We start from the raw sequence: 15,146 nt of genomic DNA on the forward strand, positions 1-15,146 counted from the left end.
AGCGCCTTTCGGCGCTTTTGCTAGATACCAATATCGAATTAGTCGGCATCTTGTTCTGTAGAACTACCTTCAGACGGGGTAGCGACAACTAAATCAGTCACGCTGACCTTACCACTTCCGCGCGCTTCTTGTGGGCTTAGCTCAAAGTGATACGTTGCGTTTGCTACTGCTTGGTACACGTCAGCCTTAATTTCCTGTGATGTGGTAGCCACTGCGTTTGAAACTACATTAGTTAAAAACGTTTGAAGCACTGACTCTTCTGCATTTGCTACGCTGCTTGCCATGCTTGCTGTCAGTAAAGTTGCTGCGATTAGTGAAGTTTTCATAATTTCCCTCTGAAGTTAGTCAGTGCAACAACACGCCGTTGTTGCGATACTTAGAGGATTGCGAGAGCTGTGCCAACTCCTTTAAAAACAGTTAAGGAATTGATATATATAAATTTAAATAAAAAAGCTCGCGAGACAGCGAGCTTTTAAGAATTGAACAAACATTAAACTTTGGTCAAAATTACTAAATCGTTAGTCTTTTTGACTATTAAACGCAGCGACTTCCTTTTGTGCACTTTCTACAGCGTCTAGCGCATTTAGCAGCAGATTGGGATCTGGATTTTTTCCTGTTCCATTTTGGCTTAAGTATCTACGCCAAATACGTCCACCCGCTTGCCCTTGATAAAGACCCAAAATATGCCGAGCTGCATGCCAGGGTTTGAAATAGGGATCGTCTTGGCGTTCAATATACTGCTGCATTTTCAGCACAATTTCTCGTCGTGACATGCTCTGAGCTTCAGTATCTCCGAAAATCTCTTTATCTACGGTAGCCATAATGTAAGGATTGGCGTAAACCTCACGCCCTACCATAACGCCATCAACAAGTTCTAGCTGTTGCTGGGTTTCTTCTAGCGTTTTAACCCCACCATTTATGCTAATAGATAATTCAGGGCGAGCCTGTTTAAGTCTATGAACCCGCGGATAGTTTAACGGCGGAATTTCGCGATTTTCTTTTGGGCTCAATCCCTGTAGCCACGCTTTCCTTGCGTGAACAATAAAGGTATCGCATCCGGCATCTGCCACTGTATCGATGAAACGAGCGAAGTCTTCATCTTCGTCCATATCATCAATGCCAATACGGCACTTTACCGTAACGGGAATATCTACCGCAGCCTGCATGGCTTTGACACAACTTGCTACCACCTCTGGCTGGGCCATCAAGCAGGCACCGAAGCTACCATTTTTAACCCTGTCACTTGGACAACCTACGTTTATGTTAACTTCATCATAACCGCGCGCTTGTGATAGCTCAGCACACTTAGCCATGTCAGACGGATCGCTTCCGCCCAATTGAACAGCAACAGGATGTTCCTCTTGGTTGTAACCCAGATAATCACCCTTACCGTAAATGATCGCGCCTGTGGTTACCATTTCTGTATAGAGAAGTGTGTGCTTAGACATTAATCGTAAAAAGTAGCGACAATGCCGGTCTGTCCAATCCAGCATAGGGGCGACAGAGAATTTACGATTTAGTGGAGTGATAGACACGACAGGAACCTCAGACACAGTTATTACTTATATACCTCGCGTACGCGCGAGCGGCGTATAGTACCTATGTTCAATAAAAAAACAATGTCGCTTGCCATTATTTGATTGTCCCATTTCAGCCTTAAAAAACAGCTCAAATCGTAGAACGCATAAGTAAATCTTCATTGATTATTCAACTTACTGAAAAGATAACGTTTTTTTGTATAAGGATTTTTGTAGGTATTTGCCACTATTATGCTTTTAGTGTATTTCAAAGTTCACGATTAGCGGCTATTGTATAAAGTAATAACCATAATTATTAGCACAGACAAAAGTGTGATTGCAGCTCGTTAGCGTGTTCAACGCAAAGAACTGCGCCTTCCGGAGACATTTTATGGCGGACAAGAAGCCGAAGGATCAGCAAGCGCAAGACGTAACTCAAACTGAAGGCGCGCCCAAACCAGCAGACGAACTTGCTCAACTTAGAGAGATTTTGTTTGGTCAGACAAACCGTGCTTTCCGTGCAGATCTTTCTGCGTTGGAGTCACGGGTCAACGACAGCTTCTCTAAACTGAATACGCATCTTGATAATCAGTTTAACGATATACGTAAGCTTATTGACCAACAGATCACAGAATTATCGAATCAGTTGGCCAGTGCTAACGACAACCACAGTAACGTGCAAGAGCAACTTCAAAACACCACTGACAAATTGCAAAGTGAATTGGAGATAGCTGAAACAGCTGCAAAGAATGACAATGATGCATTGGAAGCTCATGTGGTTCAAGAACTAGAGTCGCTTGATAATTTATTTAGTAAGCGTCACCAAGAGCTACTTGAGAAGCTTCAGCAGGTTACCAGTGAGCTTTCAGAAAGTAAAACCGATAGAAAAACGTTGGCAAACTTACTTTCGACTATGGCCACCAACCTCGCTACAGATCATTAATTAATGACTGAAAAAGTGCCGCCGTCGGAGCTATCTGACAACTCTCTAGACAAAGTCAGAGAGCTACTCATTGGAAGAGACGACAAGTTCGTTCAAGAAAAGTTGAATCGCGATGCGAAAGGCATCGTGACAAACGTCGTTTCTGAAGCGCTTTTTGAACGCGAGACAAAGGACGGCTCGGTTAACAAAGTACTTGTTCCTCTTGTAGAGAAGTCGCTTCACCGCTCTATAGAAGCTAATAGCGACAAGATTGTTGGTACACTTTACCCTTTGGTTGGCACGCTTGTAAGAAAGGCGGTATCTTCATTTCTTGTTGAGTTTGTCGAGCGCACTAACGCGCTTATCGAAAACAGCTTAAGTCCCAAAAGCGTATCTTGGCGATTCAAAGCTTGGCAGTCCGGAGTCAGGTATTCTGAATTTGTCGCATCTCAAATTTACCAATACCAAGTCCAACAGCTGCTGGTCATTCATCGAGAGACCGGCACGCTACTTCACAGCATTTCTTCAGATCCTGAGAAAGAAAAAGACGCAGACTTAATTTCATCAATGCTAGTGGCCATTAATGACTTTGTGGCAGATGCGTTTGGCGTTACCAGTACCGAGTCAGAAAACGAGCTCGGCGAGATAAAAACGGAAGACTTTACGCTGCTAATAAAAATTGGGCCACAAGCGCTGCTTGTTGCTGCAGTTACGGGCAGTATTCCTCCTGAGGTACGCGGAAAACTTCAACAGGCGTTGGAAGATTTTCATCAGTTCTATCAGCAACCGTTGCTCACTTATGAAGGTGACAATGCGCCCTTCGACGGTTGCGAAACCATTCTTTCAGACTGCTTAATAAGCGAAAGAAAAGAGGGTGAAGGAAAAAAATCAAACCGATTAATAGGTGCACTAGTGCTTCTTGTGATTTTTTTCGCACTTGCAGTGCTGTCTTTTATGCGTTTGTCGCTAAGCATCTTAAAAAGCGACTTGCACGAGCTTCCTCCTCCACCTGGCATCATAGTAACTGATACTTATGTTTCCAATGGGAACGTGCACGCTAAAGTCCTTCGCGACCCGGTCGCCACTAGCATCGAACAATGGTTTAGCGATAATAACATCGATGCAGAAAGAGTTACTGTTATTGAAGAACCCTTTGTTTCTTTAAAACCAAGTGTGGTTGAACGCAAACTTGAAAAGCTCGTGAGCGACTATCCACTCAGCGAATCAGAAAGCCTATTAATTGAAAAAGGTGAAGACCGTAGCTTTATTATTTCAGGAACCGTGTTCACTCCAACCGCAATTAACTTTACTCAGCAAATAAACGCTATTCCTGGAATTTCGACAGTTAACGTTGATACCACTGCGCTTAACGTCAAAGCAGCGTATCAAATTGACAATGCTGAGCTCCAGAAGGCCGCATTGAACCGATTAGTTAATAAGGTTTCTTCACAAAATGTACTTTTTGCTACTAACCAAGAAGCGCTTTCTGAAGTACAGTTAGCAAAATTAGAACTTCTGGCAAACGACATAAAACAGTTGTTAACCCTTGCTGACAAGACAAAAACTGTTGTCAGTATTGTTGTGATGGGTGCCAGTGATAATTCAGGCTCAAGCGCACGAAATCGCGCATTGAGTCAAAAACGAGCAGAGAATGTTGTGAATTCATTAATTTCACTTGGCGTAGAAAGTGATACTCTTATACCCGTAAGTTTAGGAGAGCTACCATTGCAGAAAGCATCAATGGGGCGTTCGGTTATGTTAAACGTTTTGATATCCAGTGAGCAATAGTAAGGAAGCTTGGCGGTGATACAGAAAAAAGTATGTATTTTAGGGCCCACTGGTGTTGGCAAGACAAGCTTGGTTAAGCAATTCGTTGAAGGTATTTTCTCCGAAAAATACAAGACCACTATTGGCGTAAAAATAGATAAGAAACAAGTCAATAAAGACGGACGCGGCGTTCAGCTTCTACTTTGGGATTTAGAAGGTATCGACAGATACTGTGGCTTCAACCCTCGCTACCTTCGCGGCGCAAGCGCCTACATTATTGTAGTTGACCAAACTCGGTCTCAATCCTTGCTTGAAGGCATGGAAATTCTAGAACTCGCACGCGAACACTACCCCGATATCCCCGCATTTTTTGTTGTAAATAAAACCGATCTCCCCACAAGTTGGCACTGGAGTGAGGAAGAACTCAATTCTTACGCTCAAAAATTCGCTTCACTAACGAAGACCAGCGCAAAGACCGGTGAAAATGTAGAGAATTTATTCAGTACAATTGCGTTTTGGTAGGAGATTGCCATGGATATTCATTTATTAAATGCATTAGGCATTACTAACTGCGCGCTATTTAGGTGTAACTCCGAAAGCGACATTGAATGCTTAACGCCAGAACTTCCATGGCTAGCAAATGTTGTGACGATTGACGAAAACAACAAACTGCAAAAGAAGCATATCCCCTCCATTTTTTTAGACGACTTTTTTCTCGATGCCGACGAAGTATGGAAAGGCGAAACGTCATTTACGCTTTCATCTGGCTTTTGGACGGAGCACAATGAGAGCCAAGTACTTCGCTTAGAAGCATTGGCAATTAATAGCGGATCGGGTTCTCGCTATCTGGTCGTTAAAAACGTAGAAGAGCAATTTGACGAAAAACGTAAAACGCTGCAAGCCGCGCGTGAATTATTGCTAAGCCATCACGAAATTGTAGGTCAGCATGAATATATTAGGCACAAATTAAACGGTGTTTTACGCAAGAACACCCGACTTCAAAAGCTCGTTCCGCCCATTCAGCAAGCTATTCACAACCTGGAAACCGGCGTTGTCATTTTAGACGACAAAGGCGGATTGATACTGGACAACAAAGCGTCTCATAGATTGCTGCTTTGTAATAGCACAACGCCAAGCTCTATTCGCGTCAACGAGCTTCTTACTGATATTGATGCGCCGGCAACGTTTCTTCCCGCACTAGTGCAGCGAAAAGCCCCCTGGCAAGGTGAGCTTTATTGGCAACCTGTTGACGATTATGGTGTGTGGCTTCAGGTTACCATTCACCCTGTATTACAAGGGGATGAGTTAACCCATTGGGTTTACCTACTTACCGATATTACCCATATCCACAATAAAGAAGAGAGCGTATTAACTGCCAGTGGAATGGACTCGTTAACAAAGGTAGCCAATCGCAATTTGTTTACCGATACAGTAAGAAGACTGGTTCAGGAAGAAATCGCATTCAAGTTGTTCATAATAGATATATGCGACTTTAAAAAGATAAATGAATCACTTAGCTATCAGTCGGGTGACGAGATCCTTAAATCGTTCGCACTGCGACTGCAGACCTTTGTCGGCAACAGCGGGTTTATAGCGAGAATAGGCAGTAATGAGTTTGCATTGGTGAAACGTGAAGATACCTTTAACGAACTTACCAGTGCCGAGTATATTGAGCAGCTAGTCAAAAAGCTCACTCAAACCTATACCGTTCTCAATGGCAGCGAGCCGAACTTAGGCATAAATATTGGCGAGGCAAACTTCCCCCGACACTGCCCGTCAACCGAATCACTTCTTCAATGTGCTGACATCGCCTTGCAGGCCGCTAAATACCAAGGTCGCAATGTGGCACTTACCTACAGTGAAGAACTACACAAACAACATCATGCAATTAGCGAGCTTGAGAGTCAGCTACGTTCTGCCATCGAAAACAATGAACTCAAACTCTTTTTGCAGCCTATTGTCGATTTAGAGACTGGCAAAATTGTTAAATGCGAGGCTTTGGCAAGATGGATAACGCCGGAAGGTAAGTTCATTTCCCCAGAAGTGTTCATTCCTCTTGCTGAAAAAAGTGAACTCATTTTTTCTTTCGGCGAGTGGCTTATTAATGAAGCTTGTGATGCTATAGAAGCGTTAAAGGCCTCTAATTTGGACATTAGGTTGGCCATTAATATCTCTGGCCGCCAAGTGTCAGATTTAGCACTACTAAACCAAATTAAAAACGCATTGGAAGATCACCAACTCCCCGGCTCAAACTTATCTATCGAGTTAACCGAAAGCGTGTTTGTGGAAAGCTTGGATACCGTTTCAGTATTACTCAACGAGCTTCGAGCAATGGGGATCACCGTGTCGATTGACGATTTCGGTACAGGTTTTAGTTCACTGGTGTATCTGAAGAAACTGCCTATCGATGAGCTTAAGATTGACCGCTCCTTTGTCAGTGAACTTGAGAAAAACACCGACGACCAAGCTATCGTTCAGGCTATTCTTGGACTGGCGAGCAACTTAAACATTAAGATTATTGCAGAAGGTATTGAAACCCAACAGCAGCAACAGTTTTTGCAAAATCATCGGTGTGCTTATGGTCAGGGTTACTTATATCAGCGCCCCGTTGCCATACCTGAATTTATAACTTTAGCGCAAAAGCTAAAGTAAGCTTAAGCAAAACCTCATCAACCATAAACAAAAAAGCCGGAGTACGATCCGGCTTTTTTACAGCTTGTATTCTACGCTTAAATTAGCCCCATATGTCCTGCATGGAACTCCAAGTGCTCTTCAATAAATGATGCAATAAAGAAATAACTATGATCGTAACCTTCATGCATGTTAAGCGTAAGTTGCGTATCTGACTGTTGCGCAGCATGAACAAGACACTGAGGTTTCAGCTGCTCGTGCAAGAACTCATCTTTTGTCCCTTGCTCTACTAGCAGAGGTACACTGTGTGTTTTGCTTGCTAATAGCAACGAGGCGTCGTAATCCTGCCATGCTGCCTTGTCATCGCCTAAGTATCGATCTAAGGCTTTCTCGCCCCACGGACAATCTGAAGGATTTGAGATAGGGCTAAAGGCCGATACCGATACAAACTTATTAGGATTACGCATGCCAATAACTAAAGCACCGTGTCCGCCCATGGAGTGACCGCTAATAGCGCGCTCTTTGGTTACAGGGAACTCGCTTTCAATAAGCGCAGGTAGCTCGTTCACAATATAGCTATACATTTTGTAATGCTTATCCCACGGCGCCTGCGTAGCGTCAACGTAGAAGCCTGCCCCAAGGCCAAAGTCATAAGATCCTTCTTCGTCGTCTGGAACGTTCTCGCCACGGGGGGATGTATCGGGCGCTACAATAGCCATACCTAATTCCGCCGCTAGCTTCATTGCACCGGCTTTTTGCATAAAGTTCTGGTCGGTACATGTCAGCCCTGACAGCCAGTAAAGCACGGGCACTGGCTTTTCTTTCGAGGCGAAAGGGGGAAGAAAAATTGCGAAGGTCATATCGCATTGTGTTGTTTCAGCTTTATGGGTATAGCGTAAATGCCGTCCCCCGAATGCTCTATTTTCGCCAATAAGCTCCATTTCAGCTCCTTAAATACGTAAATTTGCACCTTTATTGTGGAATCAGTAAAGGCTCTATCGGATTTTAGATCAAGTTCGTTTACACTAAGCGCCTAATTTTTGAGGTAAGTACAATGGTAAAAGCACTGTTGCATCATATTGTTGGCACTATTTCGGTCATCTGCTATTTCGTCAATACGGTAGTGTGGTCAACGCCTATTTTTATATTGGCTATTTTTAAACTTATACCTTTTGCGCCGTGGCGACGATTCATTTCTTATTTACTCGACGCATGCGCGACTGCGTGGATCGGCGTTAATAACCTGAATCAGCGCATCAGCGGACGCACCAAATGGCAAGTAAACGGACTAGAAAAACTCACTCGAGATGATTGGTATCTCGTTGTTGCTAACCATCAATCTTGGGTCGATATTTTAGTTCTTCAACGTGTATTTAACCGAAGAATCCCATTTTTGAAGTTTTTCCTCAAAAAAGAGCTTATCTATGTTCCCATTTTAGGTCTGGCTTGGTGGGCACTCGATTTTCCATTTATGCGCAGGTATTCCAAATCATTTTTGGCTAAAAATCCACATTTGAAAGGAAAGGATATGGAAACCACGCGCCAAGCGTGTGAGAAATTTAGAAATAAGCCTGTAAGTATTATGAATTTTGTTGAAGGCACCCGCTTTACGCAAGCCAAGCACGACAAGCAGGCCTCGCCTTTCACTCATTTACTTAAGCCTAAAGCAGGCGGCATAGCATTCGTTTTGTCTGCGATGGGCGATCATTTGCATAAACTTATTGATGTCACAATTGATTACCCTAACGGCGTACCGTCTTTCTGGGACTTCGTTAGTGGTAAGGTTCGTGATATTCGTGTGAATATCAACGTAATGCCCATCAAAGACATTATGGAAAACGGCATTTTCAACGACGATTATTTTGATGATCCGCAAGTTCGAGCCCGTTTTCAGACGTGGTTGAATGAGCGCTGGCATGCCAAAGATCAACTTTTAGATTCACTAAACGCAACACAGAAACCATTATGATTCGCGCAGTACTCGCTCCTTTTATTTTCGTATTACACACTTCACTACAAATCCTCAATCTTGCGTTGTGGGGAGGCCTAATTATCTTACTGGGCTTGGTAAAACTTATTATGCCTAACGGAAAGATAAGAACGGCATGGAATAAAGTGATGCACGGGCTAATGTTTAGCTTCGGACGGGTCAGCGTTCTCATGATACGCTTGTTCAACCGCGTCGATATTGAGTGTTCGGTACACGGCGAACTGTCAAAAGACCGTTGGTATCTGATTATTGCCAATCATTTAAGCTACCTCGACATTATTCTGCTCATTGAATTCGCAACGAACCGCATTCCTGCACCCAAATTTTTCCTTAAGAAAGAGCTTATTTGGCTGCCATTTGTCGGACTGGGTGCCTGGGCGCTTGATATGCCGTTCATGCACAGATACACCCGTGCTTATTTAGAAAAGCACCCAGAGAAAAAAGGAAAGGATCTCGAAACCACCAAAGCGTATTGTGAGAAGTTTAGAACGGTGCCCACAACGGTCATTAACTTTGTAGAGGGGACTCGATTTACTTCGTTGAAGCATCTGTCAAAGCAAAGTCCCTATGAAAACCTCCTGCCCCCCAAAGCCGGCGGCGTTTCCTTTACACTCTCAGCTATGGGCGAATTATTTACCAACGTGTTAGATATCTCACTGCTCTACCCGGAAAATAAGCGTCATCCTATGATGGCAATGCTTAGCGGTCAGATGTCAAAAATCGTGATCGATGTGAACGTTACGCCGGTACCTGAATTACAACAGCATTCAGAACGCACTGAGTCTGAGTTTCGTCTTTATTTCCAAAACTGGTTGAACGGTCTATGGGAAAATAAAGACAACCGTATAAAGAAAATGTTGGAGTCGTAATTAATGGAAGTCAGTGCTTCAGTACGCGATAACTTTATTCACATAGTTAATGATATTTTCCCGAATCTTACTACTGAAGATCCGCTGTATAACGTCATCGCACTAAGTAGTATTTTAGTGGTGTCGGCGATAATCTATATTATCGCAAGGCTATTGGTGCGCCCCCAGATAGCCAGTTGGGTATACAAATCCAATAATCTCTGGGACAACGCCTTGCAGCAGCACGGATTTTTCCGTCGCTTAATGCACCTGTTTCCTGCCCTGTTTATTTACCTAACTACACCAGTACTTATTAGCGATGAAGCCGTGATGCACGGTATGGTGATAAAGAGCGCTCAGCTATACATGCTATATAGCGGCCTTCTTGCCTTATATGCCATGTTGAGCACAGTGGAAGACGTTTATAACGCCTCAGCGCTTGCTAAACGCGCACCTATCACTGGCTTTATTCAAGTCACTAAGCTCGCTTTTGCAATCATCACCATACTATTAAGTATTTCTTTGATTGTAGACAGAAGCCCGCTACTTATTGTGTCTGGCTTAACCGCCATTGCCGCTGTTTTACTATTGATATTCAGAGACACCATTCTGGGCTTTGTTGCCGGCATTCAAATAGCCGCAAACCGCATGTTTAATACAGGCGACTGGATTGCCATGCCTAAGTATGAAGTAGATGGTGAAATACTCGAGATAGGCCTTACCAACGTCAAAGTACAGAACTGGGATAAAACCATTTCTACGCTGCCGACTTACAGCCTTACTACAGAAGCAGTTAAGAACTGGCGCGGTATGCAAGAGTCTGGCGGACGCAGAATTAAGCGCGCCATTTATATTGATGTGCACTCTATTAAACTTTGTGACAACGATATGCTAGAGCGCTTTTCGAAAATTCGCTATATCAACGAATATATCGATAAGAAGAAAAATGAACTCCGCGCTTATCACCGAGATTACTCCATTGATGAGTCGGATCTGCTAAACAGCCGTCGCCTTACCAACATCGGCACTTTTAGAGCTTATTTAGAGGCATACTTGCGCAAGCACCCGGATATAAACCAAGAACTGACCCTAATGGTTAGGCAGCTACCGCCTAATGAGCTTGGTTTACCTTTAGAAATTTACTGCTTCAGCGCACAAAAGGAATGGGTGAGGTACGAAAAAGTACAGGCGGATATTTTCGACCACGTTATGGCTATGCTGGATTTGTTCGATTTACGCGCTTATCAACGTGATGGACATTTGTCGCTGCTTGCCCATCGCGAACAAAGCGCTTATAGAAACAGTCCTGAAAGCGACAATGCGCCTGAAGATGCTCAGGAGAAGAGCGAACCTAATCGATAAGGCAGTGATGAATAAAGACTTGTTCAAGACGAAAAAAAACCGGCTGAGATAGCCGGTTTTTTTAATGCTTATCGCTTAAGCCAATGCGTAGGCCATCAGTAAGCAAAGTACTAAACCAGTAACGCCAAAAAAACCGTACTCGATTTTTTCCTGCATACCTTCAGCACCTGCTTTAGCAGTCATAAAGCCCATAACGATGCTGCTTAGCCCTAGCGTAAAGGCAATTAGCGCAACACCAAACATAATTGCATTAATCCAATCAGCCATTGTGATAACCCCTTAAAAATATTGGCGGTATTATGCACCAATAAATAAGATTTAACCATGCTTGGATTGGCTTAAATGTACCGCTATTGATATTAATTGATCTTAGTCAAAACTACTAATTAGTTGGTAATCTCACTAAATAATGTATTTAGCAGAGCATAAAGAAATCATCAAATATCACTAACCATTTGAAAGATATAGACTTTAAATATTGGCAAGGCCATTGCTCTACCTTAGGTATAACAGCGAGTATCGTTAGCGTCTATCTGACAGTGACACTACAACGCATTGCAGTTTGCTTCGAGCACTTTCGTTAACGCGTCACACGTAAATTAAGGAATAAACAATGTCTAAGAAACTATTACTTTCAGTTGCCCTTACCAGTGCTTTAATGAGCGGCCACGCATTTGCGCATGACAGCAGCTTTCAAAACAACAGTTGTGACATGGAGCTTGATGGTCATATTCAATATTACCAAGGTGACCTAACGGTACAGATGGACAATGGCTCAGTGATGACGATTGACTCCCATCACAATATGACCATTAACGGTGAATCAGTATCGCTTGACAGCGAACAACAGCGCTGGGTAAGTGAATATTACAACAACATTGATATCGCCATCCCTATGACCTTGAATATCGCCAGTGAAGGGCTGCAAATTGCCAATGTGGCAGTAACTGAAGTATTTACTGAACTGTTAGGCGGCGATCAAATGGGTGATGATTTTCGTGAACTGTTCGACTCACTTGAAACCAAACTAAACACTTCATTCTATGATGACGCAGGCAATATTCGCGTTGATTCAACTAAATTCGATGAGCCAGGTTGGTTTGACGAAAGCTGGGAGCAAGAATTCGAAGCGCAAATTGAGTCTTTAATCAGTGAGTCTATGGGTAGAATTCTTATCGCCGTAGGAACACAAATGTTGTGGGAAGGCGGTGATATGTCTGAGTTTGAGCAAAAGATGGAGCGCTGGGGTGAAGATTTAGAATATCGCTTAGAAAGCCAAGCGGCTGCGCTAGAAGAAAAAGGTGATGCATTGTGTAAGGTACTGAAGAAAGCGGATTATGCCGAAGGCAAGATGCAGGCATCCATATCGGGGCTAGATGACTTGAACCTGCTAGATATTGATCAAGACAACCACCATGACCACAACGACGAAATGAAAATGTAGTTGGAAAATTCAGCGAACTAAACGCGCAGAGCGAAACGACTTACAACTCTAACCACTCACCTTAGAAAACCGACTGTAACCCAGTCGGTTTTTCATTTTTACAGTTAACGACAACCGCCCTTCAATTAATGTACTCTTAAGCCATAAACAAAGGGGTATTTAATCGATGACTCAAAATGTAGTAATTAGTGGCTACGGTTGGTTAGCCAGCTATGTGGGCAAAGCACTTTCAGGTAAGGTCAATATTGTTGGTACCACTCGAAGCCAACAGAAACGTCTCGCGTTAAAAGAGCAAGGTATCACCGCAATTGAATATGCCCTAGGCGAAGATACATCAGCGCTTTGTAACTACTTGCCAAACGCTACCTTGTTGCTAAATATTCCCCCTGGCAGGAGAAACACAGATCTCGCGTCATACACCAACAATATGCTGCAGTTGATAGACGCAGCCATCAATGTAAAGGTAGCGCATATTGTGTTTATCAGCACCACGTCGGTTTACGGCGATGCAACAAATGAGGTAGTGTCCGAAGTCAGCACTACACAGCCGCAAACAGCCTCGGCCAAAGCCCACGTGACTATTGAAGACTATTTATTGTCTAAACGAGGTCAGGTTGATATCAGTATTGTTCGCCTAGCCGGTTTAGTAGGCCCAGACCGCCACCCCGCCCGCTCGTTAAGTGGAAAACAGTTAGATGCAGGAAATAAGCGAATAAACCTTGTACATGTGTACGACATTGTATCTGCGTTGACGACCATCATTTGTGGCAAGCCGCTTAACGATGTTATTCACCTTTGCAGCTTGTCTCACCCTAAGCGCGGTATTTATTACGTGGATGCAGCGAAGGCGATGGATATTGATGCCCCGCACTTTTCTGATACTGAAGCAGAACCTGCTGGCAAGGTGATTGACGCCGCACAAAGCTGGGCAAGGCTAAATGTAACGCCAGTGTACGGTGACCCCTATCGCATGTTTTAGGCTTTACACTTAGTGAAAATACATACTCTGACACAAACAAAAACGGCAAGCTTTAGGCTTGCCGTTTTTAAGTTGAGCTCGCTGCTAGCTCACGTCATTTCATGTAAAACCTGACTATCCGAATAGGCTCAACCCGAAGTATTTTACCGCTACCGTGTTTACAAAAATCACGAGTAAAATAAGTGGAATAAAGGTTTTCAGCGATATATCCACGTATTTTTCAAACCAACTACCTTTGTAACCACTGCTGCCCTCTTCCAAAGAAGCATTGAAGTTTGCACTCTTCCAACGATAAATAACAAACAAACAAATTAGCAAGCCGTTTAAAGGCAAAATCGTGTCGTAGAACACATCGTAAATGACATCAAATAGTGATTTATCTGCGCCAGCGTAGTGCATAAACGACGTAAGCATATCAACTTTACCGAATGACAACGCACTTAGGATGGCTAGCAAAATCATAATGCTTCCTAGCGACCCAAGCGCCCATTTACGGCTTACACCTTTTTCATCCATAAGCGCCGCAACAGGTACTTCAAAAATAGACACTAGCGACGTAATTGCCGCAAAGAACACTAATAAGAAGAACAAGCTAGCGACAATCGATGCGCCCATATATCCAATCGAGTCTTGTAACGCTAGAAAGATACTAGGCAGGTAAGTAAAAATCATGCCCACTGACGATTCACTTAAATCATCAGGGTTAATGTCTGGGTTAAAAGAGAAGATGGCTGGAAGGATCATCAAACCCGCAGTGAACGCCACGGCTGTATCCGTCAACGCCACCAGCTTGGCAGCGCTCGGTACATCTGCACGCTTATCAATGTAGCTCCCGTAGGTGATAAGAATACCCATGCCCAACGATAGAGAGAAAAAGGCCTGCGATAGCGCACCATTCACCACTTCAGCAGTGATTTTTGAAAACTCAGGAACAATGTAGAACTCAACGCCAGCCATCGCATTTTCGCGGGTTAATACGAAGATAACGAGACCGATTAGCATCACGAAAAGCGCAGGCATGAGCAGCTTTGCCGCTTTTTCTATCCCTTCTTTTACACCGCCTTGAAGGATGAGGTAGACCACACCAACAACGGCCGCCATATATAAAAAGATAGCTTCTGAGTTAATAAACAGCCCAAAGGTTTCTGGGTTAGCTAACTTGTCTAGATTTCCGCTTACTGCTTCGAACAAATAGCCGAAAAGCCACACAGTAATAACCATGTAGAAAACGGCAATCATGAATGGCGTAGCAATAGCTAGCCACCCCGCGACTTTCCATTTCTTTTCATTACCGCTTATATCACTGTATGCACCAAGCGGGTCTTTTTTAGCATGGCGACCTACTGACATTTCCGCCAGCATTACCGGTAAACAAATGGCAAAAACGAAAATAGCGTACATTAAAAGAAATGCACCACCGCCATTTTTAGCTGCACCGACAGGAAACCCTACCAAATTACCTATGCCTACCGCAGAACCTGCAGCTGCCAAAATAAAACCTATGCGCGATCCGAACTGTTCTCTGGCCCCGCTCATATCCCTTCCTCTTGTTGAGTTATTGTTATAGCAGTTCGCCGTATCATGCCTTGTGATGCACAAACACGTCGTGTGCTCACAATTTATGCTGGTTGTCGGTACTTACTATTCGTAAGAATCAAGCCGAGCGAACTGGTATTATTTATTATC

Annotated in this window: 14 protein-coding genes; 9 read left to right on the forward strand and 5 right to left on the reverse strand. The window is 43.6% G+C overall.

All coding sequences use genetic code 11. From position 1 onward, the window contains the following. Positions 1-38 precede the first annotated feature (38 nt). Together ACFI6J_RS15845 and dusA are read right to left on the reverse strand one after the other, a co-directional pair. The gene (locus tag ACFI6J_RS15845) at positions 39-326 is read right to left on the reverse strand and encodes a hypothetical protein (RefSeq protein ID WP_049588678.1); all 288 of its coding nucleotides are present in this window, start codon (positions 324-326) and stop codon (positions 39-41) included. Positions 327-518: 192 nt separating this feature from the next. After that, positions 519-1,493, reverse strand: a complete 975-nt coding sequence (gene dusA, locus ACFI6J_RS15850; RefSeq protein ID WP_222936674.1) for a tRNA dihydrouridine(20/20a) synthase DusA — start codon at positions 1,491-1,493, stop codon at positions 519-521. Between the two features lie 415 nt (positions 1,494-1,908). On the opposite strand from dusA, the gene ACFI6J_RS15855 reads away from it, so the two are divergent. Genes ACFI6J_RS15855 through ACFI6J_RS15870 form a run of 4 tightly spaced genes read left to right on the forward strand, consistent with a single transcriptional unit; the run spans position 1,909 to position 6,858 of the window. Then, positions 1,909-2,460: a hypothetical protein gene (locus ACFI6J_RS15855; RefSeq protein WP_061486553.1), complete on the forward strand. Its 552-nt coding sequence runs from the start codon at positions 1,909-1,911 to the stop codon at positions 2,458-2,460. Positions 2,461-2,463: 3 nt separating this feature from the next. Next, entirely contained in the window at positions 2,464-4,227 is a 1,764-nt protein-coding gene (locus tag ACFI6J_RS15860; RefSeq protein WP_061486554.1) for an OmpA family protein, read from the forward strand. A 15-nt stretch (positions 4,228-4,242) separates the two neighbouring features. Further along, entirely contained in the window at positions 4,243-4,728 is a 486-nt protein-coding gene (locus tag ACFI6J_RS15865) for a Rab family GTPase (RefSeq protein WP_014980321.1), read from the forward strand. Between the two features lie 9 nt (positions 4,729-4,737). Then, positions 4,738-6,858: a putative bifunctional diguanylate cyclase/phosphodiesterase gene (locus ACFI6J_RS15870; RefSeq protein ID WP_061486555.1), complete on the forward strand. Its 2,121-nt coding sequence runs from the start codon at positions 4,738-4,740 to the stop codon at positions 6,856-6,858. 77 nt (positions 6,859-6,935) lie between these two features. Here ACFI6J_RS15870 and fghA read toward each other — a convergent pair whose 3' ends face one another. Next, on the reverse strand, positions 6,936-7,778 hold the full coding sequence (gene fghA / locus ACFI6J_RS15875; RefSeq protein ID WP_014980323.1) for an S-formylglutathione hydrolase: 843 nt from the start codon (positions 7,776-7,778) through the stop codon (positions 6,936-6,938). Between the two features lie 113 nt (positions 7,779-7,891). On the opposite strand from fghA, the gene ACFI6J_RS15880 reads away from it, so the two are divergent. Genes ACFI6J_RS15880 through ACFI6J_RS15890 form a run of 3 tightly spaced genes read left to right on the forward strand, consistent with a single transcriptional unit; the run spans position 7,892 to position 11,037 of the window. Beyond that, positions 7,892-8,806, forward strand: coding sequence for an acyltransferase (locus ACFI6J_RS15880; protein WP_014980324.1), 915 nt, complete (start codon positions 7,892-7,894; stop codon positions 8,804-8,806). Further along, positions 8,803-9,696 carry an acyltransferase gene (locus ACFI6J_RS15885; protein ID WP_061486556.1) on the forward strand — a complete coding sequence of 298 codons (894 nt, stop codon included), beginning with the start codon at positions 8,803-8,805 and terminating at the stop codon, positions 9,694-9,696. The genes ACFI6J_RS15880 and ACFI6J_RS15885 overlap by 4 nt, the downstream gene beginning before the upstream one ends. Before the next feature lie 3 nt (positions 9,697-9,699). After that, complete coding sequence (locus ACFI6J_RS15890; protein ID WP_061486557.1) at positions 9,700-11,037, forward strand: mechanosensitive ion channel family protein; 1,338 nt, start codon at positions 9,700-9,702, stop codon at positions 11,035-11,037. 75 nt (positions 11,038-11,112) lie between these two features. Here the strand turns inward: ACFI6J_RS15890 and ACFI6J_RS15895 are convergent, their stop codons facing one another. Next, on the reverse strand, positions 11,113-11,304 hold the full coding sequence (locus tag ACFI6J_RS15895) for a hypothetical protein (RefSeq protein WP_014950735.1): 192 nt from the start codon (positions 11,302-11,304) through the stop codon (positions 11,113-11,115). Between the two features lie 346 nt (positions 11,305-11,650). Between ACFI6J_RS15895 and ACFI6J_RS15900 the strand changes: the two genes are divergently transcribed. Beyond that, positions 11,651-12,481: a DUF2884 family protein gene (locus ACFI6J_RS15900; protein ID WP_014980326.1), complete on the forward strand. Its 831-nt coding sequence runs from the start codon at positions 11,651-11,653 to the stop codon at positions 12,479-12,481. 166 nt (positions 12,482-12,647) lie between these two features. Next, positions 12,648-13,460 (forward strand): NAD-dependent epimerase/dehydratase family protein, encoded by an 813-nt coding sequence (locus ACFI6J_RS15905; protein WP_061486558.1) that lies wholly within the window; start codon positions 12,648-12,650, stop codon positions 13,458-13,460. 114 nt (positions 13,461-13,574) lie between these two features. Here ACFI6J_RS15905 and ACFI6J_RS15910 read toward each other — a convergent pair whose 3' ends face one another. After that, a complete protein-coding gene (locus tag ACFI6J_RS15910) occupies positions 13,575-14,996 on the reverse strand; it encodes a sodium-dependent transporter (protein ID WP_014950738.1) in 1,422 nt (473 codons plus the stop codon). Between the last annotated feature and the right edge of the window lie 150 nt (positions 14,997-15,146).

It is taken from the genome of Alteromonas sp. G4i13 (genome assembly GCF_054960505.1).

What these genes read in the sequence shown, in the direction of transcription:
- ACFI6J_RS15845 (WP_049588678.1), bottom strand. Translation starts at nt 326, where the DNA reads ATGAAAACTTCACTAATCGCAGCAACTTTACTGACAGCAAGCATGGCA.
- dusA (WP_222936674.1), bottom strand. Translation starts at nt 1,493, where the DNA reads ATGCTGGATTGGACAGACCGGCATTGTCGCTACTTTTTACGATTAATG.
- ACFI6J_RS15855 (WP_061486553.1), top strand. Translation starts at nt 1,909, where the DNA reads ATGGCGGACAAGAAGCCGAAGGATCAGCAAGCGCAAGACGTAACTCAA.
- ACFI6J_RS15860 (WP_061486554.1), top strand. Translation starts at nt 2,464, where the DNA reads ATGACTGAAAAAGTGCCGCCGTCGGAGCTATCTGACAACTCTCTAGAC.
- ACFI6J_RS15870 (WP_061486555.1), top strand. Translation starts at nt 4,738, where the DNA reads ATGGATATTCATTTATTAAATGCATTAGGCATTACTAACTGCGCGCTA.
- fghA (WP_014980323.1), bottom strand. Translation starts at nt 7,778, where the DNA reads ATGGAGCTTATTGGCGAAAATAGAGCATTCGGGGGACGGCATTTACGC.
- ACFI6J_RS15880 (WP_014980324.1), top strand. Translation starts at nt 7,892, where the DNA reads ATGGTAAAAGCACTGTTGCATCATATTGTTGGCACTATTTCGGTCATC.
- ACFI6J_RS15885 (WP_061486556.1), top strand. Translation starts at nt 8,803, where the DNA reads ATGATTCGCGCAGTACTCGCTCCTTTTATTTTCGTATTACACACTTCA.
- ACFI6J_RS15890 (WP_061486557.1), top strand. Translation starts at nt 9,700, where the DNA reads ATGGAAGTCAGTGCTTCAGTACGCGATAACTTTATTCACATAGTTAAT.
- ACFI6J_RS15895 (WP_014950735.1), bottom strand. Translation starts at nt 11,304, where the DNA reads ATGGCTGATTGGATTAATGCAATTATGTTTGGTGTTGCGCTAATTGCC.
- ACFI6J_RS15900 (WP_014980326.1), top strand. Translation starts at nt 11,651, where the DNA reads ATGTCTAAGAAACTATTACTTTCAGTTGCCCTTACCAGTGCTTTAATG.
- ACFI6J_RS15905 (WP_061486558.1), top strand. Translation starts at nt 12,648, where the DNA reads ATGACTCAAAATGTAGTAATTAGTGGCTACGGTTGGTTAGCCAGCTAT.
- ACFI6J_RS15910 (WP_014950738.1), bottom strand. Translation starts at nt 14,996, where the DNA reads ATGAGCGGGGCCAGAGAACAGTTCGGATCGCGCATAGGTTTTATTTTG.